Below are 23,279 nucleotides of genomic sequence, written 5' to 3'. Positions count from 1 at the left end.
CGCGGCGGCGCGCCGCGGGGGGGGGCCCCCCCCCCCCGGGGGGGGGGGGCCCCCCCCGGGGGGGGGGGGGGGGGGGCCCCCCCCCCCCCCCCCCCCCCCCCCCCCCCCGGAACCGGGCTCAGGGTGCCTGGACGATGCCCGCGCCGATGTCGGTGGATGGCAGCGGCAGGCGCTTGGCGTTCTGCGCGAGGCGAGCCCAGAGGCCCCACGCCCGTTCCGGGTACTGCTGGGCGAGCAGCGCGGCGACGCCCGCGACGTGCGGGGTGGCCATGCTGGTGCCGCTGAGCTTCCGGTAGCGCTCCTGGCCCGGCCAGCTGGAGTACACGTCCACCCCCGGCCCGACCACGTCGACCTGGCCGATCTGATCCACCGTGCCGGAGGAGAAGTCGGCGACCGCGCCCTGCTCGTCCACCGCGCCGACGGCGAGGATCGACGGGCAGTTCGCCGGGTGCCCGACCGGCGCGATCGCTCCCGCCGACCGCTGGCTCTCGTTGCCCGCGGCGGCCACGATGAGCGTGCCGCGCTCGATGGCGCGCCGCGCCACGCGTTCGAACGCCTCGGAGAACGGCTGCCCCGGTTCGGTCGGCGCGCCCAGCGACATCGACACCACCGAGCAGCCGTTGGAGATCGCCCACTGGATGCCGGACAGGATCCCGCTGTCCCCGCCGGATCCCTCGTCGCTGAGTACCTTGCCCGCGTAGATCGACGCCTCGGACGCGATGCCGTAGCCCGGGCCGGACTGGGTGCTGCGCGGTCCGCAGGCGGTGCCGATGCAGTGCGTGCCGTGGCCGTGCCCGTCGTGGGCGTCCTGCCCCTCCACGAAGGACCCGGTGACGACGTCCCGGCCGGCGAAGTCGGGGTGCTGCTCGTCGAAGCCGGTGTCGAGCACGGCGACCCGAATGCCCTTGCCGGTGGGCGTGCTCTGGTCGGCCCGGACGGCGCGCAGGCCCCAGGTGACTTCGGCGTCGGCGGCGGGTTGCGGGGATCCGATGGCGAAGACCCGGCGCTCTGCTTCGATCGCCGCCAGCGGGGTGCCGCGTTCGCGCACCGAGTTCTGCAGCGCGGTGAACTGCTCCGGGTCGGCGTCGACGAGCGCGACGCCGAGTTCGTGCAGCACGACGCCGCCTGCGCCGCTGAACAGCGCTCCGGGCGCGGCGCCCGCGGCGTCGGCGGTGCTGGCGGTGCGGATACCGGCGAGCCGGTTGAGTTCCCGGGCACCGAGCACCGTCGCGTCGTCCTCCAGCAGGACCAGGTAGCGGCCGGTGGTTCCACTCTCGGCTGCGGTCATGATCGCCCCCTTGCTCTCGGTGAAACGTGCCCCTTGAGGTAACTCCCGTCCCACCCGTCCCGGCAAGACGCCGGTCGTGTGCGGATGATCCCCCGTTTTTCCCTTGCACAGCGGGAAATTCACCCTCACCCACCGTGCCGGGTGACCCCTGATCGGCGAGCACGACACGGAGAGTTCCGTTCCGAACCGGAGGAGTTCCGCTCGACCGGTGGCGCCGGGGTTCCGGCGGCCCGCCCGTTCGTCGCACACTGGGGGCCGCGGAGCGCGAGTCCCTCCGCCGCCGGGGCGGCGGACCACACCAACGAGGTGGCGCATGGACAGCACGACCGAGAACGTGATCATCGTGGGTGTCGACGGGTCCGAGCCGTCCCGCGCGGCCCTGCGCTGGGCGATGCGGCAGGCCGAGCACACCGGCGCCGCGGTGCGCGCCGTGGTCGCCTGGGAATACCCGGCGTTCTATAGCTGGGAGGGCGGGCCGATGCCGCCGGACGACTTCCAGCAGGCCGCCGAGCGGAACATGCACGACGCGGTGGACGCGGTGACCGGGCCGGGCAGCGCGGTGGAGCGCGTGGTGGTGCACGGGCACTCCGCGCAGGCGCTGCTGGAGGCCGCCGACGGCGCGGAGCTGCTGGTGGTCGGCAGCCGCGGCCACGGCGGCTTCTACCGCACCCTGCTGGGCTCGGTGAGCCAGCGCTGCGCGGTGCACGCGAAGTGCCCGGTGGTCATCGTCCGCGAATGAGGGCTCCGGCCCGCGCCGCGAAAACCGCTTTCCCCGCGCGACGCAGACCCGTAGCGTCGGCCCGCGTGAACGACGAGAAGATCCTGGTCACCGGCAGTGCAGGCCACCTCGGGGAGGCGCTGGTGCGCGGCCTGCGCGCCGAAGGCCGCGACGTGGTGGGGCTGGACCTGCTGCCGTCCCGGTTCACCACGGCCACCGGCTCGATCACCGATCGGGAGCTGCTGCGCCGCTGCCTGGACGGAGTCACCGGCGTGCTGCACGCGGCGACGCTGCACAAGCCGCACGTCGGCTCGCACGACCGGCAGGCGTTCGTGGACACCAACGTCGGCGGGACGCTCGCGCTGCTGGAGGAATCCGTGGCCGCGGGGGTGCGGAGATTCGTGTTCACGAGCAGCACCAGCGCGTTCGGCCGCGCGCTGACCCCGGCACCGGGCGAGCCCGCGGCGTGGATCACCGAGGACGTGGTGCCGGTGCCGCGCAACGTCTACGGCGTCACCAAGATCGCCGCCGAGCAGGTCTGCGAACTGGTGCACCGCGACCACGGGCTGCCGGTGGTGGTGCTGCGCACCTCCCGCTTCTTCCCGGAGGACGACGACCGCGAGGACGTCCGCACCGCCTACGACGGGCTCAACGCGAAGGTCAACGAGCACCTGTACCGGCGGGTGGAGCTGCAGGACGCGGTGGACGCGCACCGGCTGGCGCTGGCGCGGGCCCCGCAGCTCGGGTTCGGCCGCTACATCATCAGCGCCACTCCCCCGTTCTCCCCGCAGGACGCGGCGCTGCTGCGGACCGACGCCCCCGAGGTGGTGCGGCGGCTGTTCCCCGACCAGGAGGCGGAGTACGCGCGGCGCGGCTGGCGGATGTTCCCCTCGCTGGACCGGGTGTACGCCAACGACCGGGCCCGTGCGGACCTCGGCTGGACGCCGCGGTGGGACTTCCGGCACGTGCTGGACCTGCTGCGCGCGGACGAGGACGTCCGCAGCCCGCTGACCAGGGCGGTCGGCGCGAAGGGCTACCACCCGTACCCGCACGGGGTCTACACCCGGTCCTGACGGGGCGCGGTTCCCCGGCGGTCAGAGACCCTTGAAGGGGTGGGCGGTGGCGACGAGGACGGCGGTCTCGCCCGGCGCGATGCGGCCGGATCCGTGCAGCCGGTGCAGCGCGGGGAGCACCAGGGCGCTGGCCCCTTCGAGCAGAATCCCGTGCCGCGCCAGCCGTTCCGCGGCCGCTGCGGCCCCGTCGGCGACGACCGGATCTCCCCCGGATTCCGCCAGCACCCGCTGCGCTTGCACCGTGGTGGAGCCGCCGCCGATCGACGGGGCACCGGTGGCCGTCCCCGGGAAGGAGTCGTGCACGCTCGCGCCCGCGCGGACCGCGCTCAGCCGCGGGAACGGTTCGACCAGGTGCACCCGGGGGCCCGGCCGGTCGTGCCGCCGCGCCGCCTCCTGCAACCCGAGGTGCGCGCCGAAGGCGAGGTCGCCGCGCGCGGTCGGCAGCAGCACGTGCTCCGGGACGCGGCCGAGGCCGTCCACCACCTCCCAGCCGAGCGGTCGCATCGCGTCCACGCCGAACGGGCTGCTGCCCACGGCGGGCCGCACGTAGTTCGTCACCGCGAGCCGACCCGGATCGGCGGCGCGGTCGCGGACGAAGTCCCAGCGCTGCTCGGCGGCCTCGAACACGTGCAGCCGCGCGCCGGTGGCGCGCACCGCGTCGACGATCGGGGCGGGCACGGCGGTGGTGACGGCGAGGTCGCACTCCAGCCCGTAGAGCGCGGCGTAGGCGGCCAGCGACACCGCGGCGTTGCCGGAGGACGCGGCCACGACCCCCGCGCAGCCCGCCGCGGCGGCCCGGCCGACCGCGCCCCAGCTGAACCGGTCCTTGTGCGAACCGGTCGGGTTCGCGGCCTCGTTCTTCACCCACACCTCGACGCCGTCCGGGGCGAGCTCGGCGGGCAGCGGGAACAGCGGGGTGCCGCCTTCGCCGAGGGTGCGGGCGCCGCGCAGCGGCAGCTGCCCGAACGGGTCCCCGTCGTAGCGGCAGCGCAGATTCGCCGGGGTGCCGCGCTCCAGGCAGTCCGGGCAGCCGGCGGTCAGGTCGCCGACGGGGTGCGAGCGCCCGCAGCCGAGGCAGTCGAGCGCGACGAGGCGTTCGTTCGTGGTCACCTGCGGGGCGTGCGGCATGGGCGTGCTCACGATCGTGCGAACCGGACGGAGGATCACCGCGCACCCTAGCTTCCCCGGTTCGCCGCGCGGACCGGTCCCGAACGGCCCGGTCGAGCGGCCGACCGGGCCGTTCCGCCGGCACGATCAGGCGACTTCGGCCGCCGGGGAGTCGCCGAGGACCTCGCCCCGGGCGTCGAGCGCCTGCACGCCGACGAAGGCGGCGTCGCCGGGCACGTCCACCCGGGTCTCGAAACCGGTGCGCGGCACGTCCTGCACGGGCGCGAGGTTCGCCTCGCCCGGCCCGGTCAGCACCCGCCACGCGGCGACCTCGGTGGCCCCGTTCCAGCTGGCGTACACGCTGGTGACGCCGTCCCCGGCCTGCCCGGCCACGGCGGGCCGGTCCAGCGGCCTGCCGACCCACGAGGACCGGAACGCGCGGTACGAGGTGATGGAGTCGACGAACTTGCCGTGGAACAGCACCTCGCCGTCGCCGTCGAACTCGGTGAAGTACGGCTCCCCGCCCCAGCCGACGAACAGGTGGCCCTCGTCGAGCAGCTGGGTGTTGCCCTGGTTCGGCGCGAGCAGTCCCTCCGGGCTCTCGTGGCTGCGCCGCACGGTCGCGGTGCGCGCCTGCTCGTCGACGTCGAGCACGAGCGCCCGCGAGCGCCCGCGACCGGGTGCGGCGGCGGCGTTGTCGAACAGGCTGATCGTGCCGTCCTCGCGGCGCCTGCAGTCGTGCTGCCAGGCGAACGCGGCGTCCGGCCCCATCTCGAAGTCGCTCTTCTTGCCGTTGAGCCGCCAGGTGACCTCGCCGGTGCCGCGGTCGATGCGGTAGACGGCGTGCGTGCAGCGGGCGGAGACGAGCAGCGCGTCGCCGTCCTCGCAGACCGCGTTGAGGTGGATGTAGTCGAACCACTCCTCCGGGTCCGCGGGTACCGGGTAGAAGGATTCCTCGATGGCGACGTGCTCCAGGCTGTGCCACTCGAACAGCAGCTCGCCGCCGGCGATGTCGATCTCCTGCACGACGCCTTCGAGCACCTTCGCGTTCGCCGCGCCGCCGACGGGTGTGGTGTCGGCGCGGACCTCGGTGTAGACGATGATCAGCGCGGTGCCGCGCGGGGTGATCACGAACTCGTGCATGTCGCCTTCGAGGCCGTTGGCGGGCCGCACGGTCGCGATGCGCTGGTAGCTCTCGTCGAGGATCGCGAACTGCCCGGTGCCGAAGCCCGGCGGGACGTGGATGGCGCCTTCCCAGAAGGTCAGCACCGGTTTCTCCTGGTACTGCTGCACCTGCATGTCGGCGATGACGCCCTCGGCGGGGTGCGAGAACCACACCGGTTGCCCCAGGTCGTCCATGATCAGCGCGCCGGGCTGGAAGTCGGCGCGCCGGGCGGCGGCCGCGGGGTCGAGCTTGTTCGCCCCGGCCGGGGTGAGCAGCACGTGGCCGGGCCGGACGCCGGCGGCGGGGGTGCTGATGGCGACCTGCGGCGGGTTCAGGTCGGGGCGGCTCACGAAGGTGTGGCCGGCGCGCGTCCCGGCGCGGGGCGCGGGTGCGGCCGCTGCGGCGGCGGTCGCGGCGGTGCCGGTGCTCACCAGGGCGGGGACGGCGGAGGCGGCGGCGAGCATCCGCAGCACGCTGCGGCGGCCCCCCGGGCGGGGGGGGGGCGCCCGCGGGCGGGTCCTCGGTGGGGGGGGGGGGGGGGGGGCGCGGGGCCGCGGCACCGCGGGCCGGGTCAGGCGTTGCTGAACGGGGAGGGGAACTTCCCTTCGCTCCGGACCTGCTCGGCGAGGTCGCGGATGGAGGCGCTGTCGTTGACGTGCGGGAAGTCCTCGGCCGGGACCGGCACGTCGAGGAACTCGCACAGCGGCTCCCAGCCCTGGCCGGGCTGGTACTCCAGCAGCCGGTCGGCGGGGACGGTGGCGCGGACTTCGGCGTTGTGCCGCTCGAACACCTCGATGGCGTGCGCGCGGTCCTCGAAGCGGCCGTCGAAGGTGCCGTTCCAGATCATTTGCTCGATGGTGGGGCGCAGCTTCGTGGTGAACGTGTCGTCCGAGTCGCCCGGCGGGTCCTGCACGAACTGGTAGATGGTGTCGTAGGTGCTGTCGTACCAGCGCTGCGGGTCGCGGGTGGTGAGCAGGACCTTCGCGTCCGGGTAGGCCTCCATCAGCTCGCGCCAGAACGTGCAGCCCGGCCAGTCCACAGTGGACCGGTAGCCGCCGAGGACCTGGTCCCAGTCCACCGGCCCGTCCAGCGCGCGGGCCCAGTCCCGCATCCGCTCGGGCTCCGCGATGACCTCGAACATGTGGTAGCACGGCCCGAAGCCGAGGTGCTCCAGCGCCGCCTTCATCGACGCGGTCCCGGTGCGGCCGAAACCGGCTCCGATGATCTTCACCATGGTGCTGCTCCTAGTCGTGCTCGCTTCTTTCCGATGGCGCCTCCCGGCGCCGGGTCTCACCGCGCCTCGGTGATCATCACGGCGCCGACGGTGGCGTGCATGGCCTCGTCGACCAGCAGGCCGCCGCCGGTGAGCCGGTTGCGCTCGTAGGGATCGCAGAACACCGGCTGCGCCAGCCGCAGGCCGACCTCGCCGATGTCGTTGAGGCCCAGCTCCGCGGCCGGTTCGCGGTGCAGCGTCGTCACGTCCACCCGGTGGTGCACCGCGGTGACCAGGGCCTTGACCGTGCGCGTGGTGTGCTTGAGCAGCAGCCGCGTTCCGGGCCGCAGCACCGGGTTCGCCGCCATCCAGCACACCCGGGCGGTCAGCTCGGTCGCCGCCGCCGGCGGGGCGTCCGGGGCGCACAGCAGGTCGCCGCGCCCCACGTCGATCTCGTCGGCCAGCCGCACCGACACCGACTGCGGCGCCCTGGCCTCGGCGAGCGCCCCGTCCGCGGTGTCCACCGCGGTCACCCGAGTGCGCAAGCCCGAGGGCAGGTGCAGCACCTCGGCGTCCTCGTGCACCGAACCGCCGCTGATCTGGCCCGCGTAGCCCCGGTAGTCCCGCTCGGGCGCGCGGATCACGTACTGCACCGGCAGCCGGAAGTCCCCGGCCGCGCGGTCGTCCTCGATGTGCACCCGCTCCAGGTGCTCCAGCAGCGACGGGCCCTCGTACCACGGCATCCGGTCCGAGCGGTGCACCACGTTGTCGCCGCGCAGCGCCGAGATCGGGATCGCGGTGACCTCGGGCAGCTCCAGCTCCGCGGTGAACCGGGCGAACTCCGCGGTGATCGCCGCGAACACCTCGTGGTCGTGGTCGACGAGGTCCATCTTGTTCACCGCCAGCACCAGCCGCGGCACCCGCAGCAGCCCGGCCAGCACCGCGTGCCTGCGGCTCTGCTCGGTGAGCCCGTTGCGGGCGTCGACCAGCACGATCGCCAGGTCCGCGGTGGAAGCCCCGGTGACCATGTTCCGGGTGTACTGGGCGTGCCCGGGCGTGTCGGCGATGATGAACGCGCGGTGCGCGGTCTCGAAGTACCGGTGCGCCACGTCGATCGTGATGCCCTGCTCGCGCTCCGCGCGCAGGCCGTCGGTGACCATCGCCAGGTCCAGCCCGTCGTCGCCGCGCTCGCGGCCGACCAGCTCCAGCATCTCCAGCTGGTCGGCCAGCAGCGAGCGGGAGTCGTGCAGCAGCCTGCCGATCAACGTGCTCTTGCCGTCGTCGACGGCCCCGGCGGTGGCGAACCGCAGCAGGCTGTCGGCGGGGGCGAAGCTCCGTTCCTCCGCATCGGTGGGCAGGCTCATCAGAAGTACCCCTCTCGCTTGCGGTCCTCCATGGACGCCGCGCTCGCGCGGTCGTCGGCACGGGTCTGGCCGCGTTCGGTGACCTTCGTGGCGGCGATCTCGGCGATCACCTCGGCGACCGTGGACGCGGTGGACGGCACCGCCCCGGTGCAGGTCATGTCGCCGATGGTGCGGAACCGCACGGACTTCTCGGTGAGCACCTCGTCCGGATCGCGGTGCACGAACGGGTTGTCGGCGAGGTACATGCCGTCGCGTTCGAATACCTTCCGCCGGTGCGCGAAGTACAGCGCGGGAAGCTCCACGCCGTCCTGGTCGACGTAGGTCCAGATGTCGCGCTCGGTCCAGTTCGACAGCGGGAACGCGCGCACGTTCTCCCCCGGGCCGATCAGCCCGTTGTAGAGGTTCCACAGCTCAGGGCGCTGGTTGCGCGGATCCCACTGGCCGAAGGCGTCGCGGAAGGACAGCATCCGCTCCTTCGCGCGGGCCCGCTCCTCGTCGCGGCGGGCGCCGCCGAACAGCGAGTCGAACCGGTGCTCGGCGATGGCGTCGAGCAGCGTCACCGTCTGCGCCCGGTTGCGGCTGGCGCCGCGGCCCTCCTGCTCGACGACGCGGCCCGCGTCGATGGAGTCCTGCACGGACGCGACCACCAGCCGCACGCCGAGCTCGGCGGCGCGGCGGTCCCGGAACTCCAGCACCTCCTCGAAGTTGTGGCCGGTGTCCACGTGCAGCACCGGGAACGGGATCGGGGCGGGCCAGAACGCCTTCTCGGCCAGCCGCAGCAGCACCGCGGAGTCCTTGCCGCCGGAGAACAGCAGCGCGGGCCGGTCGAACTCGGCGGCGACCTCGCGGATCAGGTGCAGCGCCTCGGATTCGAGGACGTCCAGGCGGGACAGGGCGCGTCGGGCGGGCATCAACTGCTCCCCTCGGGAGGTGTTCCAGGTGCGGCGGCCACCGCCGCCAGCAGCGGTTCGGCCAGTTCGGGGCGGCAGACCAGCAGGTCCGGCAGCCACGGGTCGGGTCGGTCGTAGACGAGCGGCGAGCCGTCGAGGCGGCTGGTGTGCAGCCCGGCGGCCCGGGCCACGCCGATCGGGGCGGCGCTGTCCCACTCGTACTGGCCGCCCGCGTGCAGGTAGGCGTCGACCTCGCCGCGGACCACCGCGCTGATCTTGGCGCCTGCCGAGCCCATCGGGACGGTCTCGGCACCGAGCGCGGTGGCGACGGCGGCGACGAACTCCGGCGGGCGGCTGCGGCTCACCGCGATGCGCGGCGGCCCGCCGTGCGCGGCCGGGACCCGCGGCGGGCTGCCGGTGCCGAGCACCAGGCCCGCGGCGGGCAGCGCCACGGCGGCGGCCCGCACCTGGTGCTCCGCGGCGAGCGCCACGTGCACGGCCCAGTCGGGGCGGTCCGGTTCGGAGAACTCCCTGGTGCCGTCGAGGGGATCCACGATCCACACCCGGCCGCCGCCGGAGCGCTCGGGACCCGCGGTGCCGTGCTCGGAGAGCACCGCGTCCTGCGGGCGCTGCTCGGCGAGCGCGGCCAGCAGCAGTTCGTGCGCGGCGGCGTCGCCCTCGTCGCCGAGCACCTTGCCGTCCACTTCGGACCGGCGGCGCGCGCGCAGCTCCAGCAGACACCGCCCGGCCTCGTCCGCCAGCCGCGCGGCCAGCTCGTGATCGTCCGCCTTCACCCGGTTCCTCCTTCGGCGCCGGCATCGATCCGCTCCCCCGCCGGGGCCGGCGCCCGACCGCGGGAGAACCATCCGGACGACACCGCCGCGGCGGCGAGCGCGACCAGCCCGGCGAGCGCCGCCGCCACCGCCGCCCCCGTTCCGGCCAGCATCGCCCCGCTGGCGGCGAGCATGCCGCCCAGCAGCACCCGGACGGGCCGGTCCGGGATGCGCGCCGACAGCAGTGATCCGGCGAGCACCCCGGGCAGCGAACCGGCCAGCAGCGAGCCCACCAACCCGAGGTCGACCTGGCCGTGCAGCAGGTGGCCCAGCGCGGCGACCAGCACCAGCGGCACGGCCTGCACCAGGTCGGTGCCGACCAGCCGCGCCGAGCTCATCGCCCGGTCCAGCAGCAGCAGGCACACGATGACGATGGACCCGGAACCGACCGAGGTGGTGCCGACGACGAACCCGGCGGCCGCGCCCAGCAGCACGGCGGGGACCGGCCGGATTCGCGGTGCCGCACCGGACGCCGGACGTCCGCGGTCCAAACGCATCCGCACCACCAGGGTCACCGCGGCGAGCAGCACCGCGGCCGCGCTCACCCCCTTGAGCACCGCGCCGGTGCCCGCGCCGAGCCGGCCCGCGAGCAGCGAACCGAGCAGCGCGCACGGCAGCGAGCCCAGGCACAGCAGGCCGACCGTCGGCAGGTGAGCGGTGCGCCGCCGCAGGTGCACGGCCGCGCCCACCGGTTTCATCACCGCGCCCGCCACCAGGTCGGTGGACACCGCGGCCAGCGGCGGCACGCCGAACACGACGGTCAGCAGCGGCATCGTGAGGGCACCGCCGCCCATCCCGGTCAGGCCGACCAGCGATCCGGTCAGCAGACCGGTCAGGGTCACTCCGAGGTCCACGAGCGCACCCAGCCCCGTTCCCGCAGCAGCGCCACGACCCGGGCGACGGCTTCGTCCTGGGACAGCCCGGAGGTGTCCAGCGCCAGGTCGGCGTCGGTGGGCGGCTCGTAGGGCGCGGACACGCCGGTGAACTCGGGCAGCGCCCCGGCCCGCGCCTTGCGGTACAGGCCCTTGCGGTCGCGGCGTTCGCACTCGCCGAGCGGGGTGGCGACGTGCACCAGCAGGAACCCGCCGCAGTCGGACACCATGCGGCGCACCGCGTCCCGGTCGGCCGCGTAGGGCGCGATGGGCGCGCAGATCGCCGCGCCGCCGTGCCGGGTGACCTCGGAGGCGACGAACCCGATGCGGCGCACGTTGCGGCTGCGGTCGGCGGCGGAGAACCCGAGGCCTTCGCAGAGGGTCCGGCGCACCACGTCCCCGTCCAGCAGCGTCACCGCCCGGTGGTCGTGCTGGCTGAGCTCGTCGCGCAGCGCGCGGGCCAGGGTGGACTTGCCCGCCCCGGACAGGCCGGTGAACAGCACGGTGAAGCCGCGTTCGGCCAGCGGCGGGTGCAGCCTGCGCTGGTGTTCGGCGATCGCCGGAGTGGTGAACCAGGACGGCAGCGGGGCGCCCTCGTCGAGGCGGGCGCGCAGCTCCTCGGCGCCCAGGCCGCCGCGCCCGCAGCCGGGTTCGACCCGCTCGGCGCGGATCCAGGCGTCGGCGGAGTCGCGGACCAGTTCGGGCGGAGCGACCACGGTGATCGGCGAGTCCTCGACCGGGTCGGCGGTGACCAGGTGGGTGGCACCGTAGGCGGCGGCGACCTGCGCGGCCAGCGCCGCGTCGGCCTTCGGGTCGGGCCGGCGGGCCAGCGGGACCGGCACGACCGCGGTGCCCGCGGGCAGCTGCGGGCGGGCGGCGAGCAGGGCCTGCACCAGCAGTTCCGGGCGCGGCCCGGTCATCCGGGGCAGCAGCAGCACGTGCCCGTCGAACTCGGCGGCGAGTTCGCGCAGCTGCGCGAGTTCGCGGTGGTGCAGCGGGGCGTCGGCGACGACGCCGAGCACTGGCCCGGCGGGCAGGTCCGCGCGGACCTCGGCGGCGGGCGGGCGCATCCGGCGCAGCGCTCCGGCGGGGTCGGCCGCGGCGCGCAGCTCTCCGGCGGCGAAGCAGGTGGTGCCGTCGGACCAGGGATCGTCGTTGCGCAGCACCGCGACCGGGGCGCCTTCGGCGTCGCGCAGCTCGATCCGGGGCGCGTCGGCGAGGTCGGCGGGCACCGGCAGCACGATCGGCGCGGGCCACGGGGTGCCGTCCAGCAACCGGCGCCGGGTGCGCACCGAGTCGACGTCGGCGGCGCCGAGGAATCCGGTCAACGGCCCGAAGGCACCGTCCAGCAGCAATTCCACATCGGACAGTTCAGCGGGTTCGGGGGTCCAGCCCGGGATCGTCCCGTCAGGGCCGGGACATTCAGGCTCCGCTCTGCTCGCGCTCACACGCACCTCTGTCCGCTGGTCGGGGCCGACTTGATGCATACCGTGCCGAAGTGGGATCGACGGGTGAACCCCGGTGTCCACTTCTCGCCACATCGCATTTTTCCCACCGCACCGGCACATTTCCAGCCTTGATGAATCGCCGATTCCGGCATTGTTCGCGAACTTCACCGGTCGTTTCGGGACTCCGCGCGGGGCAGCGTCGAGCGGAACGTGCGCTGCCCCGGCCCCAGCTCGAACACGCCGTGCCCGTCGCGGACCAGGTCCGCTCCGGCGGTGCGGCCGGGCACGTGCACCTCGGCGGTGGTGTTCGGCGGGATCCGCACGGCGAGGGTGAATTCGCGGCCGTCGCGGCACCAGCGGGACTCGACCCGGCCCGCGGGGGTGGTGTGGTGGCCCTCGACCCGGCGCAGGTCGCCCACGACCTTGGGCCGGATGCGCAGCCGCCGGAAGCCGGTGGAGCCCGGCGCCTGGTCGAGGCCGGCGAGTCCGGTGTGGAACCACTCGTCGAGCTGGGTCAAGATCATGTGGTTCAGCGAGTTGCGCAGGTCCCACTGCTCCGGAACCGTGCTGAGCCCGCCCGGGTTCGCCGGGGTGTCCCGGAAGAACTCGCCGTAGCCCGCGTCCTGGTGCAGCGCCTCCCACAGCAGCTCGTCGCGGTCGGCGTCGCGCAGCACCCGCACCACCGGCCCGAGCCCGAGGTGCCCGGCGCGCAGCAGCGGGCCGCCGGACCCGCGGACGCGTTCGACCAGCGCGGCCAGCACCCGCGGGCGTTCCGACACGGGCACGATCCCGGCGTCCAGCGGCATCGCCTGCGCCGCCTGCGTCGCGCCCCGCTCGGTCCCGTCGCCGCTGTAGCAGCCGAGGTCGGGCAGGTAGAACCGCTCGTGGAAGGCGCGGGCGATGTCCTCGGCCAGCGCGCCGTACTCGCGCGCGTCCGCGGGGTTCCCCAGCGCCGCGGCCACGTCCGCCATGGCGCGGGCGGTGGCGTGGTAGCCCCAGGTGCCGGTGAGCTCGCCCGCGGTCTCCTCCGCCGCCACCCAGTCGCCGAGCTCGCCGACGACCAGGTGCCGGTGCGCCTTGCGGCGCCGCAGGTAGTCCAGGTAGGCCGTCATGGCCGGGTAGTGCCGCGCCATCGTCTCGGCGTCGTCGTAGAGCCGGTGCAGCAGCCACGGCACCAGCACGATCGCGTTGCCCCAGTTGACCTCGTCGCCGAACCGGTCCCGGTAGCCCCAGTCGTAGACGGGCGCCTTCAGCGCCACGTTGCCCACGTCGGGCCCGCGCCCGGACTGCCCTTCGGCGAGGTGCCGCTGCATCGTCGGCAGGTAGGCCGCGAGGTCGAAGTGCCGGGACAGCACGCCCATCGGGTGCGTGTAGTCGGCGCCGTAGGCCAGCTTCTCCCGGCCGGGGCAGTCGGTGAGCACCGACATCAGGTTCGAGGCGACGGAGAAGTGCGCCATCCGGTGCAACCGGTCCACCCGCTCGTCGGAGGTGCGCACCGACCCGGCGCGCGGCGCGTCGGCCCGCAGTTGCAGCCCGACGACCTCGGGACGCACCTCGGGCGGCGCGGTGACCTCCACGAAGCGCATCGCGAAGTACTGGAAGGAGGGCTGCCAGGTCTCCCCACCGGGCAGGCCCGCGGCGGTGTAGGTGTGCAGCACGTCGGTGCCGCGCCGGTCGTTGCGCACGGAGGTCTGGTCGACGGAACCGTCGGGGACCAGCGACTCGCCGGGCCGCAACGTCACCTCGGTGCCCGCCGGGACTTCGGGCAGCCGCAGCCGCGGCCAGCCCGCGAGGTTCTGCCCCAGGTCGAACACCCGGCGTCCCGGTTCGAGCTCGCGCACCCGCACCGGCCGCCACTCGCGCACGACCCGCACCGGCTGCGCCCGGCGCCACACGAGTTCGGTGCCGCCGTTCGGCGGCGTGGTGCGGATCGCGTCGACCCACCCGGTCGGCTCGCCGTCGCGGCGGGTCGCGGCCGCGGTGTGGTCGGCACCGGGCTCGTCCCAGCCGGGTTGGGCGCGGCGGGCGTCGTGGTCGGTGCCGGAGAACCAGTTGTCGGTGATCGCGGGCCCCAGCGCGGTGCGCCAGTCCGGTCCGCTGACGATGTCGCGCCGCCCGTCGGGCCCGGTCAGCTCCAGGCGGGCGATCAGCCGCGGGGACACCGCGGCGCCGGCGGTCGGTTCCCACTGCGCCACCGGGTCGCCGGAGCCTTCGACGGGTGCGCCCGCGGGGTGCCGGTGCTCCAGCGGCGGGGTGATGATCAGCCCGTGCTCGTCGGCGGCGACGACCTGCCTGCTCTCCCAACGATCGCGGGTGCCGATGGTGACGGTCCCGCCGATGGGGTGGCCACCCGGGTCCGGGACGCGGATGCGGTCGGCACCGGGGTGCGCGGGAACCAGCAGCTCGCCGCGCGCCGGTTCGGTGCTGGTCCACCACGAGTAGGGGTCGCGCGCGCCGCCGCGGGTGCCGTACCGGTGCACGTGCGCGGTGCCGTGGCCGAGCGCCACGCCGAGCACGTTCTCCCCTGGCAGCAGGAGTTCCCGCACGTCGTGCACCCGGTGCTCGGCGGAGCGCTGGTAGTTCGAGTTCCCGGGGGCCAGCACCTCGTCGGTCACCGGCCGCCCGTTGAGGGTCGCCGCGTGCACGCCCAGCCCGCACAGGTGCAGCCGGGCGGCGCTGATCGGCCCGCACGTGGTGAACGCCTTCGCGAAGATCGGCAGCGGATCGCCGGGCCCGCGGTCCGGGTGCGCGATCCAGCTCGCCGTTCCCCAGTCGCGGCGGGTGAGCAGCCCGAGCTCCCACTCGCAGCGCTCGCTCCACGGGGACCAGCGCTCGTGCTCGTCGCGGACCCGCACCCGCCAGCGCAACCGCTGCCGCGCGGCGGGTTCCGGACCGCCGCAGCGCACCCGCGCGCGCCCGGACTCGACCACGCCGCTGTCCCACCAGGTCCGGCCGTCCGGATCGGTGACCTCGACCTGGAAGGCGGTCTGCAGGCCGCCGGGTTCCGCGTCCTCCGCGGCGAACCCCCAGCTGAGCACCGGGTGCCGGTCGTCGACGCCGAGCAGCGGCCCGGTGCGGCCGTCGACGCGGAGGCGTTCCGGGCGGATTCCGGTCATCGGCTGCTCCAGCGCGGTCGTAGGCCGCTCTCGTTCTACGCACCGCGGCACCGGCCGTCAACAGTCCACAGTGGACGGCTGCCCGAGGTGGCGCGGCCGCCTATCCTCGGTGCGTCGGCCGGACGACGGCCGCGGAGAGGACCGCATGACCAGCACCGACGGCAATCCCACCGCCACCATCCCGCTGGCGAGCCGCACCGGCCGGTGGATCATCGCGGGCACCATCCTCGGCTCGGGCGTGGCGTTCCTGGACGGGTCGGTGGTGAACGTGGCGCTGCCCGCCATCGGCCGGGACACCGGCGGCGGGTTCGCGGTGCTGCAGTGGGTGCTGGACGCGTACCTGCTCACGCTGAGCGCGTTGCTGCTGCTCGGCGGGGCGCTCGGCGACCGCTACGGGCGGCGGCGGGTGTTCCAGATCGGGCTCGTGGTGTTCACCCTCGCCTCCCTCGGCTGCGGGCTCGCGCCCAGCGGGGAGCTGCTGATCGTGGCACGGCTGCTGCAGGGCGTCGGCGGGGCGCTGCTCGTGCCGGGCAGCCTCGCGCTGATCAACTCCACCATCCGGTCCGAGGACCGCGGCCGGGCGGTGGGCACCTGGGCCGGCCTGACCGGGGTGTCCTCCGCGCTCGGGCCGTTCATCGGCGGGTGGCTGGTGGACGCGGCGTCCTGGCGCTGGGTGTTCTTCATCAACGTGCCGCTGGCCGCGCTCGCCCTGCACGTCACCGCCCGGCACGTGCCGGAGACCCGCAGCGGGCGGCCCGGCTCGCCCGACCTCGCCGGGGCCGCCACGATCACGCTCGGCCTGGCCGGGGCGATCTACGCGCTGATCGAGCTGCCCGCGCGCGGCTGGAACCCGGTCACCATCGCCGCGCTGGTCGTCGGGGTCGCCGGGCTGGTCGCGTTCCCGCTGCTCGAACACCGCGGGCGGAACCCGATCCTGCCGCTGAACCTGTTCGCCTCCCGTCAGTTCACCGGGGCGAACCTCACCACGTTCACCGTGTACGCGGCGCTCAGCGGCGCGCTGTTCCTGCTGTCGTTGCAGCTGCAGCAGACCCTCGGCTACTCGGCGCTTCGCGCCGGGGTGGCGACGCTGCCGATCACGGTGATCATGCTGCTGATCTCCGGGCGGATGGGTGCGCTGGCGCAGCGCACCGGGCCGCGGTTGCCGATGACGATCGGGCCGTTCGGGTGCGCGGCCGGCCTGGCGCTGCTGACCTGGGCCCAGCCGGGCTCGACCTACCTCACCGGGGTGCTGCCCGGGGTGCTCGTGTTCGGGCTGGGCCTGTCGGTGACCGTGGCGCCGCTGACCTCGGCGGTGCTCGCCTCGGTGACCGCCGATCGTGCCGGGGTGGCCTCCGGGGTGAACAACGCGATCTCCCGCCTCGCCGGGCTGGTCGCGGTGGCGGTGCTGCCGCTGGTCGCGGGGATGACCGGGCCCGGGGACACCGTCGCCGACGGGTTCGGGTTCGCCATGCTGGTCTCGGCCGGGGCGTTCGTGCTCGGCGGCGTGCTGTTCTGGTGCACGATCGGCGCCCGCCGCCTCGCGGTCGAACCGATGCCGCTGCCCGGGGTGCAGCAGGCCTGCCAGGACCCGTGCACCTGCACCGACGCCCACCGCTGACCCGCCCCGCCCGACCTGCTCGGCCGGGCGGGCGCCGGAAGGTCAGCTGACCCGGTCGAAGGTCCACTGGTGCGGTGGTCGCGCGACCAGGTGCGGCGGCGGGGTCGGCAGCCGCGGCGGGTCCGCGTCGTGGTGCGCGATGAGCACGACGCGGTCCTCGGCCGAGCGGTACAGCTCGACCGGACCGCAGCAGGGCACCGCGTGCTCCCGGACCCACGCCAGCAGCTCCGGCTGCACGCCCGGCGCGGCCCGCACCTCCCACATCAGCGCCCGCCCGCTCACGGCGCACTCCGCAGCGGCGGAACGGCGGGCATCTCGGTCGCCGCTTCGACGTCCCGGCGGGTCATCCGGAACGCCTCCGGGTAGGACTCGCGGCGGGTGCGGCGCTCCGGTTCGGTGCTGCGCCAGAAGTAGTGGCAGCACTCGCAGCGGCGCACCTCCCACACCCCGGCGACCGGCGACACGGCCTGCACCGTCACCTCGGTCGCGGCACAACGCGGGCACATCGCGCTCTCCTCTCGTCGTCGGTTCAGTTCTCGCGCAGCAGGGCGCGCAGCTTCTCCACCCAGCGCCCGGTCTCGGGCAGGTCCCGCACCGGCTGGCCGTAGTGCCCGCGCGCGTCCGGTGCCACCGGCGTCGTCGCGTCGATCACCAGCTTGTCGCTGATGCCCGCGGGCTGGGACCCGGGATCGAGGCCCACCACCGACATGTTCGGCAGCACCACCAGGTCCCCGGCCGGGTTGACCTTCGTGGACAGCGCCCACATCACCTGCGGCAGGTCGAACGGGTCCACGTCCTCGTCGACGACGATCACGACCTTGGTGTAGCCGAGGCCGTGCGGCGTCGTCATCGCCCGCAGCCCCACCGCGCGGGCGAAACCGCCGTAACGCTTCTTGGTGGACACGATCGCCAGCAGCCCGTGGGTGTACATCGCGTTCACCGCCTGCACCTCCGGGAACTCCGCGCGCAGCTGCTGGTACAGCGGCACGCAGGTGGCCGGGCCGATCAGGTAGTCGATCTCGGTCCACGGCTTGCCCAGGTACAGCGATTCGAAGATCGGGTCGGTGCGGAAGGAGATGCGGTCGATGCGCACCACCGGCATGTTCCGGCCGCCGGAGTAGTGCCCGGTGAACTCGCCGAACGGCCCTTCGACCTCGCGGCGCCGCCCGACGACCACGCCTTCGAGCAGCACCTCGCAGCCCCACGGCACGTCGAACCCGGTCAGCGGCCCGGTGGCGATCGGCGCCGGCGCCCCGCGCAGCGCGCCCGCCATCTCGTACTCGGACTGCTCGTAGCCGAGCGGGGTGCCGCCGACGATGGTGATCATCGGGTCGTTGCCGAGCGCGATCGCGACCGGCAGGTCCTCGCCGCGCTCCTCGGCCTTGCCCAGGTGCAGCGCGATGTCGTGCATCGGCACCGGTTGCAGGCCGAGTTCGTTCCGGCCCTTGACCTCCATCCGGTAGACGCCGACGTTCTGCTTGGCGAAGTTCTCCGGATCGTCCGGGTCGCGGGAGACGACGGCGGCCTTGTCCAGGTAGAACCCGCCGTCGCCGTCGTTGAGCCGGAACAGCGGCAGCACCTCGAACAGGTCGACCTCGGCGCCTTCGCGGGAGTTCGCCAGGAACGGCGGGTCGGCGCGGCGCTCGGGGGCGACCGGGAAGTCCTCCCAGCGCCGGATGAACTCCTGCACCTGCTCGCGGGTGGAGGTCTCCGGCGGCATCCCCATCGCGATGGCGTGGTTGGGCCAGGACCCGTGCGCGTTGAGCACGATGCGCGGGTCGGTGAACCCGGTGACGTCGTCGAACCGCAGCGCGGGCGCGCCCTCGCCGAGCCGGGACACGGCGTTGGCGGCGGCGCCGAGGTCCGGTTCCGGATCGACCTGTTCGGTGATCCGCAGCAGCTGTCCCGCCTCGTCGAGCGCGTCCAGGTAGGACCGCAGGTCGTCGTGGGCCACTTCTCCTCCTTCACTGGTCATCGGTCGGCCGATGCGTCCCGGGCCGCGCGGAGACCGCCCCAGCGGGGGGTGTCCGGGGCGGGCAGGTCGAACTGGTCGAGGACCCGCATCACGACGTGGTCGAGCAGGTCGGTCACCGACTGCGGTTGGTCGTAGAAGGCGGGCATCGGCGGGACCAGCACGGCGCCCATCCGGGAGAGCGCTAGCATGTTCTCCAGGTGGATCTCGCTCAGCGGCGTCTCCCGCGGGACGAGCACGAGCTTGCGCCGCTCCTTGAGCACCACGTCGGCGGCACGTCCGATGAGCCCGTCGGCGTAGCCGGTGCGGATGCCGGCGAGGGTCTTCATGCTGCACGGCACGACGATCATGCCGTCGGTGCGGAACGAGCCGGACGAGATGGACGCGCCCTGTTCGGCGGGCCCGTGCACCACGTCGGCGAGCTCGGCGACCTCGGGGGTGCTGCGGCCGGTTTCGAGCTCGACGGTGGTGCGGGCCCAGCGGCTCAGCACCAGGTGCGTCTCGACCTCGGGCAGGCCGCGCAGCGCTTCGAGCAGGCGCACGCCCAGCGGCGCCCCGGTGGCTCCGGTCATCCCGACGATCAGGCGCACCGCCACCCGCCTCCTTTAGTTCGTAGACGAACGTTCGTACACATACTACCACCGCTGCGGCCGCGGTCACCGCGGCGACGGCTCCGGCCCCACCGCCCGAACCGATCTCGTAGGATGCGAGCCCACCGGACCGGCAAGAGGAGTGCGTCGTGCAGCTGGAAAGCGCCGTCTTCCACCTGATGCGCCGGGTCCTGCAGGACCACGGCGCCCGCTGGCAGGCGCGATCCCCGCAGCTGACCAAGCCGCAGTACGCCGCGCTCACCGCCATCGACGAGGCCCCCGGCATCGAACAGGCCGCGCTGGGCAGGCGCGCCGCGATCGACAAGGCGACGCTCGCCGCGATGCTCGCCCGCCTCGAACAGCGCGGGCTCGTCGCGCGCACCATCGACCGCTACGACCGCAGGCGCCGCGTGCTGGAGCTGACCGACGAGGGCAGGCGGGTGCTGCGCGAGACCACCGCGCTCGCCGACGAGATCAACAGCACCGCGCTGGACCGGCTCAGCGCCGAGGAATCGGACCGGCTCCGGCAGCTGCTCACCAAGCTCGCCGCCGACGAGACCGGCGAACTCGCCCCGCCCCCGGAAACCCCCGGCACCTGACCGAGAACGACTCGCCACCACCGCGGCGTTCGGTCACACTCAGGTCACGCTCGACCCCGCGCCGACGGCACGCGGCCCGGCACCGACGAGCACCGGCACGTCCGCCACGGGCACGGCCGCACCCCACGGCCGCCGCCCCGACGACCCGGCCCGCGTTCGGCCCGCAGCCCCGGCGGCACCCGGCCGAGACCGCGCCGGGAACGGGCGGCTCCCGCACCGACGCCCCGCCGAAGCACCTCGGCGGGCCCGCCGCACACCGATGGATCAGCGATGTCCGAAGCCTCCTCCCACGACCCGGTCACCGACCGGCTGCAAGAGGTGGCCTCCACGTTGGGCGACCTCCGCCTCGACGAACTGCTCGGCGAGCTGCAGGAGCGGCTGGCCAGGGTGATCAGCACCCGGGACCGGATGCAGGACCTGCTGGACGCGGTCCTCGCGATCGGCACCGAGCTGGAGCTCGACACCACCCTGCACCGCATCGTCACCGCCGCCACCGAGCTGGTGCAGGCCCGCTACGGCGCGCTGGGCGTGCTCGGGCCGGACGGCGAGTTCACCCAGTTCGTGCACGTCGGCATCGACGAGGCCACCGTCGCCCGGATGGGGCCGACGCCGCGGGGCCGCGGGCTGCTCGGGCAGCTCACCCGGGATCCGCGCCCGCTGCGGCTGCGCGACCTGACCCAGCACCCGGCATCGATCGGCTTCCCGCAGCACCACCCGCCGATGCGCGGCTTCCTCGCCATCCCCATCCGGGTGCGCGACGAGGTGTTCGGCAACCTGTACCTCACCGAGAAGCTCGACGGCGGCGAGTTCGGCCAGGACGACGAGGTGGTGCTGCGCGCCCTGGCCGCGGCCGCCGGGGTCACCATCGAGAACGCGCGGCTGTTCGACCAGGCGCGGCTGCGGCACCGCTGGTTGCAGGCCTCCAGCGAGATCACCACCGAACTGCTGTCCGGTGTCAGCACCGCCGACGGGCTGCGGCTCATCGCGCAGCGCGCCATGGAGATCTCCCGCGCCGACTGCGCGCTGATCGTGCTGGCCCGCCAGGGCGCCGCCACCGGCCAGGCGCGGGTCGAGGCCGTCGCCGGGGAGGCGGACATCGAGGTGGGCATCCCGGTGAGCACCGACGGCCCGGTGCTGGCCAGCCTCACCGGCGACACCCCGGTGCTGGAGTCGGACGTGTCCGCGTCCCCGGTCAGCGGCCTCAACCACGTGCTGCCCGGCTACGGCCCGGCGCTGGCGGTGCCGCTGCACTCGGGCGAGGCCGGCGCGGGCGCGGTGATCGCGTTGCGCCGCAAGGAGAGCAGGCCGTTCGGTCCGGGGCAGGTGCCGCTGCTGGCGTCCTTCGCCGACCAGACGGCGATCGCGCTGGAGCTGGCGGCGAAGAACCGCGCGCAGCGGCAGCTCGACGTGTTCGGCGAGCGCGACCGCATCGCCCGCGACCTGCACGACCACGTGATCCAGCGGCTGTTCGCGACCGGGCTGAGCCTGCAGGGCACGCTGCGCCGCGCCACCGATTCGGACGTGCGGCGGCGGGTGCAGCAGTCGGTGCAGCAGCTCGACGACACGGTGCGCGAGATCCGCACCGCCATCTTCGACCTGCACTCCTCGCCCGGCGCGGACGACCCGGTGAGCCTGCGCCGCCGGTTGCTGGACACCGTCGCCGACGCCAGCAGCGGCGCCGGGTTCGCCCCGGCGGTGCGGATGTCCGGTGCGATCGACACCGCGGTGCCCGCCGGCCACTTCGAGCACGCGGAGGCGGTGGTGCGGGAGGCGGTCGCGAACGCGCTGCGCCACGGCGGGGCCACCGCGATCACGGTGTCGGTGGACACCGGCGCGGAGCTGACCATCGAGGTGGTCGACAACGGCTGCGGGGCGGCCGGCGGAGCTCCCGGCAACGGGTTGCGCAACCTCCGCGCCCGCGCCGAACAGCTCGCCGGCACCCTCGAACTCACCACCCCCGAGGACGGCGGCACCCGCCTCACCTGGCGAGCCCCCCTCCCCCACGACGAACCCGCCTGACCGGAAGCGCCCGTCGGGCGCCGGGCCGTGCACCCCGGAGGTCAACCAGAGGAAGGACGAGAGCGGAGTTCGGTGGCCAGGACCGCTGCCTGGGTGCGGCGTTGCATCCCGAGCTTCGAGAGCAGCTGCGAGACGTAGTTCTTCACCGTCTTCTCGGCGAGGAACATCCGCTCGGCGATCTGCCGGTTGGTCATCCCGGCGCCGATCAGCTCCAGCACGGCCCGCTCCTGCTCGGTGAGCCGCCGCAGCGGGTCCTCCCGGGAATGCTTGCGCCGCTGCCGGTCGAGCGCGGCGGAGGTGGTGGCCGCGTCGAGCAGCGAGCGCCCGGCGGCGACCTGCCGGATCGCGGAGCGCAGGTCGGAGCCGAGGACCTGCTTGAGCACGTACCCGGACGCCCCGGCCATGATCGCGTCCAGCAGCGCTTCGTCGTCGGAGAACGAGGTGAGCACCAGGCAGCGCACCCCGGGCAGCAGGGAGAGCAGTTCGCGGCACAGCTCGATGCCGTTGCCGTCGGGCAGCCGCACGTCGAGCACCGCCACGTCGGGCCGGGCCGGTGGCAGCCGCACCAGGGCCTCCTGCACGGTGCCGACCTCGGCGACGATGGTGAAGTCGTCCTCGTCCTCCAGGAGGTCGGCGATCCCGCGGCGCACCACCTCGTGATCGTCGACGAGGGCGATGCGGGTCGCGCCGCCCGCGTCGGGGCCGGTGCCCGCCTCGTCCGGTTGTGCCATCTCGCAGCCCCCGCTTCCGCCCGCGGTGTGCGGGCGCGCCAGAAACCGTCGTTCCCAGGCTAAGGGCGGTGCGGCGGGCGGCGCAGGACCGGCGGCGGTGCCCGCTGATCCGGACTCCGGCGGTGGCGGTCGTGCCGATCCGGTGTCGTCCTGGCGCCGCACGCCGAGTGTCCCCAGCTGTTCTCACCTGTTCGACGGTACGAACCGGATACGGCGGGTCACACGGTCGAAGGTCCCGCGCCCGGCCGGATGACCACGATCCGGAAATGTTCCGCGGCGGCAGCGCGCTGTGGTGTCATCGGTGCTGATCATCGTCGTGGCCCGCGGGGCCGCGGCGCGCGGCGAGCGGGGAAGGACGGCGGGATGCGGCGAGGACGGCGGGGTCACCCGTGCGAGCCGGACGCGAGCAGGCTGGGACCGTGGTTCTGCCCGGAGTGCGGCCAGGAGTGGGAGATCCACGGCGTGGCGGGCGGCAGGCCGAAGGTCCGGCGGGTCAGCCGGGTCGCGAAGTTCGTCGCATCCCGCCGTCCTTCCCCGCTCGCCGCGCGCCGCGGCCCCGCGGGGCCCGCCCCAGGTCAGCCCCCCAGACACCCCACCGCCCGTCCCCCCCGGGACCTTTGCCGCTGGGGGTGATCCCGCCCGGCGGGGGGCCGTCGCCCCGGG

The 23,279-nt window shown here is 74.4% G+C and carries 20 protein-coding genes; 5 read left to right on the top strand and 15 right to left on the bottom strand.

Annotation, left to right across the window (positions count from 1 at the left end; genetic code table 11):
- Window positions 1-118: 118 nt before the first annotated feature.
- Entirely contained in the window at window positions 119-1,288 is a 1,170-nt protein-coding gene (locus tag LCD31_RS14525) for a S8 family serine peptidase (RefSeq protein ID WP_224958730.1), read from the bottom strand.
- Between the two features lie 313 nt (window positions 1,289-1,601).
- Between LCD31_RS14525 and LCD31_RS14520 the strand changes: the two genes are divergently transcribed.
- Window positions 1,602-2,027 carry a universal stress protein gene (locus tag LCD31_RS14520; RefSeq protein WP_224958729.1) on the top strand — a complete coding sequence of 142 codons (426 nt, stop codon included), beginning with the start codon at window positions 1,602-1,604 and terminating at the stop codon, window positions 2,025-2,027.
- 65 nt (window positions 2,028-2,092) lie between these two features.
- Window positions 2,093-3,079 (top strand): NAD(P)-dependent oxidoreductase, encoded by a 987-nt coding sequence (locus LCD31_RS14515; RefSeq protein WP_224958727.1) that lies wholly within the window; start codon window positions 2,093-2,095, stop codon window positions 3,077-3,079.
- 21 nt (window positions 3,080-3,100) lie between these two features.
- Here LCD31_RS14515 and LCD31_RS14510 read toward each other — a convergent pair whose 3' ends face one another.
- From LCD31_RS14510 to LCD31_RS14470, 9 genes are all read right to left on the bottom strand, one after another.
- A complete protein-coding gene (locus LCD31_RS14510; protein ID WP_224958726.1) occupies window positions 3,101-4,219 on the bottom strand; it encodes a PLP-dependent lyase/thiolase in 1,119 nt (372 codons plus the stop codon).
- Between the two features lie 114 nt (window positions 4,220-4,333).
- The gene (locus tag LCD31_RS14505; protein ID WP_224958725.1) at window positions 4,334-5,815 is read right to left on the bottom strand and encodes an arylsulfotransferase family protein; all 1,482 of its coding nucleotides are present in this window, start codon (window positions 5,813-5,815) and stop codon (window positions 4,334-4,336) included.
- Window positions 5,816-5,922: 107 nt separating this feature from the next.
- Window positions 5,923-6,585, bottom strand: coding sequence for a sulfotransferase family protein (locus LCD31_RS14500; protein WP_224958724.1), 663 nt, complete (start codon window positions 6,583-6,585; stop codon window positions 5,923-5,925).
- A 56-nt stretch (window positions 6,586-6,641) separates the two neighbouring features.
- Window positions 6,642-7,928: a sulfate adenylyltransferase subunit 1 gene (locus tag LCD31_RS14495; protein WP_224958723.1), complete on the bottom strand. Its 1,287-nt coding sequence runs from the start codon at window positions 7,926-7,928 to the stop codon at window positions 6,642-6,644.
- Window positions 7,928-8,839 carry a sulfate adenylyltransferase subunit CysD gene (gene cysD, locus LCD31_RS14490; RefSeq protein WP_224958722.1) on the bottom strand — a complete coding sequence of 304 codons (912 nt, stop codon included), beginning with the start codon at window positions 8,837-8,839 and terminating at the stop codon, window positions 7,928-7,930. The genes LCD31_RS14495 and cysD overlap by 1 nt, the downstream gene beginning before the upstream one ends.
- Window positions 8,839-9,612 (bottom strand): 3'(2'),5'-bisphosphate nucleotidase CysQ, encoded by a 774-nt coding sequence (locus LCD31_RS14485; protein ID WP_224958721.1) that lies wholly within the window; start codon window positions 9,610-9,612, stop codon window positions 8,839-8,841. Before LCD31_RS14485 ends, cysD begins: the two co-directional genes overlap by 1 nt.
- Window positions 9,609-10,493 carry a sulfite exporter TauE/SafE family protein gene (locus tag LCD31_RS14480; protein WP_224958720.1) on the bottom strand — a complete coding sequence of 295 codons (885 nt, stop codon included), beginning with the start codon at window positions 10,491-10,493 and terminating at the stop codon, window positions 9,609-9,611. The genes LCD31_RS14485 and LCD31_RS14480 overlap by 4 nt, the downstream gene beginning before the upstream one ends.
- Window positions 10,490-12,010 (bottom strand): adenylyl-sulfate kinase, encoded by a 1,521-nt coding sequence (cysC, locus tag LCD31_RS14475; protein WP_255623221.1) that lies wholly within the window; start codon window positions 12,008-12,010, stop codon window positions 10,490-10,492. The genes LCD31_RS14480 and cysC overlap by 4 nt, the downstream gene beginning before the upstream one ends.
- A gap of 125 nt (window positions 12,011-12,135) precedes the next feature.
- Window positions 12,136-15,087, bottom strand: coding sequence for an alpha-L-rhamnosidase (locus LCD31_RS14470; protein WP_224958716.1), 2,952 nt, complete (start codon window positions 15,085-15,087; stop codon window positions 12,136-12,138).
- A gap of 145 nt (window positions 15,088-15,232) precedes the next feature.
- Between LCD31_RS14470 and LCD31_RS14465 the strand changes: the two genes are divergently transcribed.
- Window positions 15,233-16,705 carry an MFS transporter gene (locus LCD31_RS14465; RefSeq protein WP_224958714.1) on the top strand — a complete coding sequence of 491 codons (1,473 nt, stop codon included), beginning with the start codon at window positions 15,233-15,235 and terminating at the stop codon, window positions 16,703-16,705.
- Window positions 16,706-16,747: 42 nt separating this feature from the next.
- On the opposite strand, the gene LCD31_RS14460 is transcribed toward LCD31_RS14465, so the two are convergent.
- From LCD31_RS14460 to LCD31_RS14445, 4 genes are read right to left on the bottom strand one after another with little or no spacing between them, the layout of a single operon-like run.
- Window positions 16,748-16,987, bottom strand: a complete 240-nt coding sequence (locus LCD31_RS14460; RefSeq protein ID WP_224958712.1) for a hypothetical protein — start codon at window positions 16,985-16,987, stop codon at window positions 16,748-16,750.
- Entirely contained in the window at window positions 16,984-17,211 is a 228-nt protein-coding gene (locus LCD31_RS14455) for a non-oxidative hydroxyarylic acid decarboxylases subunit D (protein ID WP_224958710.1), read from the bottom strand. Before LCD31_RS14455 ends, LCD31_RS14460 begins: the two co-directional genes overlap by 4 nt.
- 23 nt (window positions 17,212-17,234) lie before the next feature.
- Window positions 17,235-18,659 carry a non-oxidative hydroxyarylic acid decarboxylases subunit C gene (locus tag LCD31_RS14450; protein ID WP_224958708.1) on the bottom strand — a complete coding sequence of 475 codons (1,425 nt, stop codon included), beginning with the start codon at window positions 18,657-18,659 and terminating at the stop codon, window positions 17,235-17,237.
- A 17-nt stretch (window positions 18,660-18,676) separates the two neighbouring features.
- Window positions 18,677-19,267, bottom strand: coding sequence for a non-oxidative hydroxyarylic acid decarboxylases subunit B (locus tag LCD31_RS14445; protein WP_224958732.1), 591 nt, complete (start codon window positions 19,265-19,267; stop codon window positions 18,677-18,679).
- A gap of 149 nt (window positions 19,268-19,416) precedes the next feature.
- On the opposite strand from LCD31_RS14445, the gene LCD31_RS14440 reads away from it, so the two are divergent.
- Window positions 19,417-19,866 carry a MarR family winged helix-turn-helix transcriptional regulator gene (locus LCD31_RS14440; protein WP_224958706.1) on the top strand — a complete coding sequence of 150 codons (450 nt, stop codon included), beginning with the start codon at window positions 19,417-19,419 and terminating at the stop codon, window positions 19,864-19,866.
- Window positions 19,867-20,136: 270 nt separating this feature from the next.
- The gene (locus LCD31_RS14435; protein ID WP_224958705.1) at window positions 20,137-21,885 is read left to right on the top strand and encodes a GAF domain-containing sensor histidine kinase; all 1,749 of its coding nucleotides are present in this window, start codon (window positions 20,137-20,139) and stop codon (window positions 21,883-21,885) included.
- Between the two features lie 41 nt (window positions 21,886-21,926).
- Here LCD31_RS14435 and LCD31_RS14430 read toward each other — a convergent pair whose 3' ends face one another.
- The gene (locus tag LCD31_RS14430; protein ID WP_224958704.1) at window positions 21,927-22,616 is read right to left on the bottom strand and encodes a response regulator transcription factor; all 690 of its coding nucleotides are present in this window, start codon (window positions 22,614-22,616) and stop codon (window positions 21,927-21,929) included.
- Window positions 22,617-23,279 lie beyond the last annotated feature (663 nt).

This window comes from Saccharopolyspora sp. 6M (assembly GCF_020176775.1).
GTDB classification, from domain to species: Bacteria; Actinomycetota; Actinomycetes; order Mycobacteriales; family Pseudonocardiaceae; genus Saccharopolyspora_C; species Saccharopolyspora_C gregorii.
The sequence above is the reverse complement of the archived record's forward strand: the minus strand, read 5'-3'. Positions and strand labels throughout refer to the sequence as shown.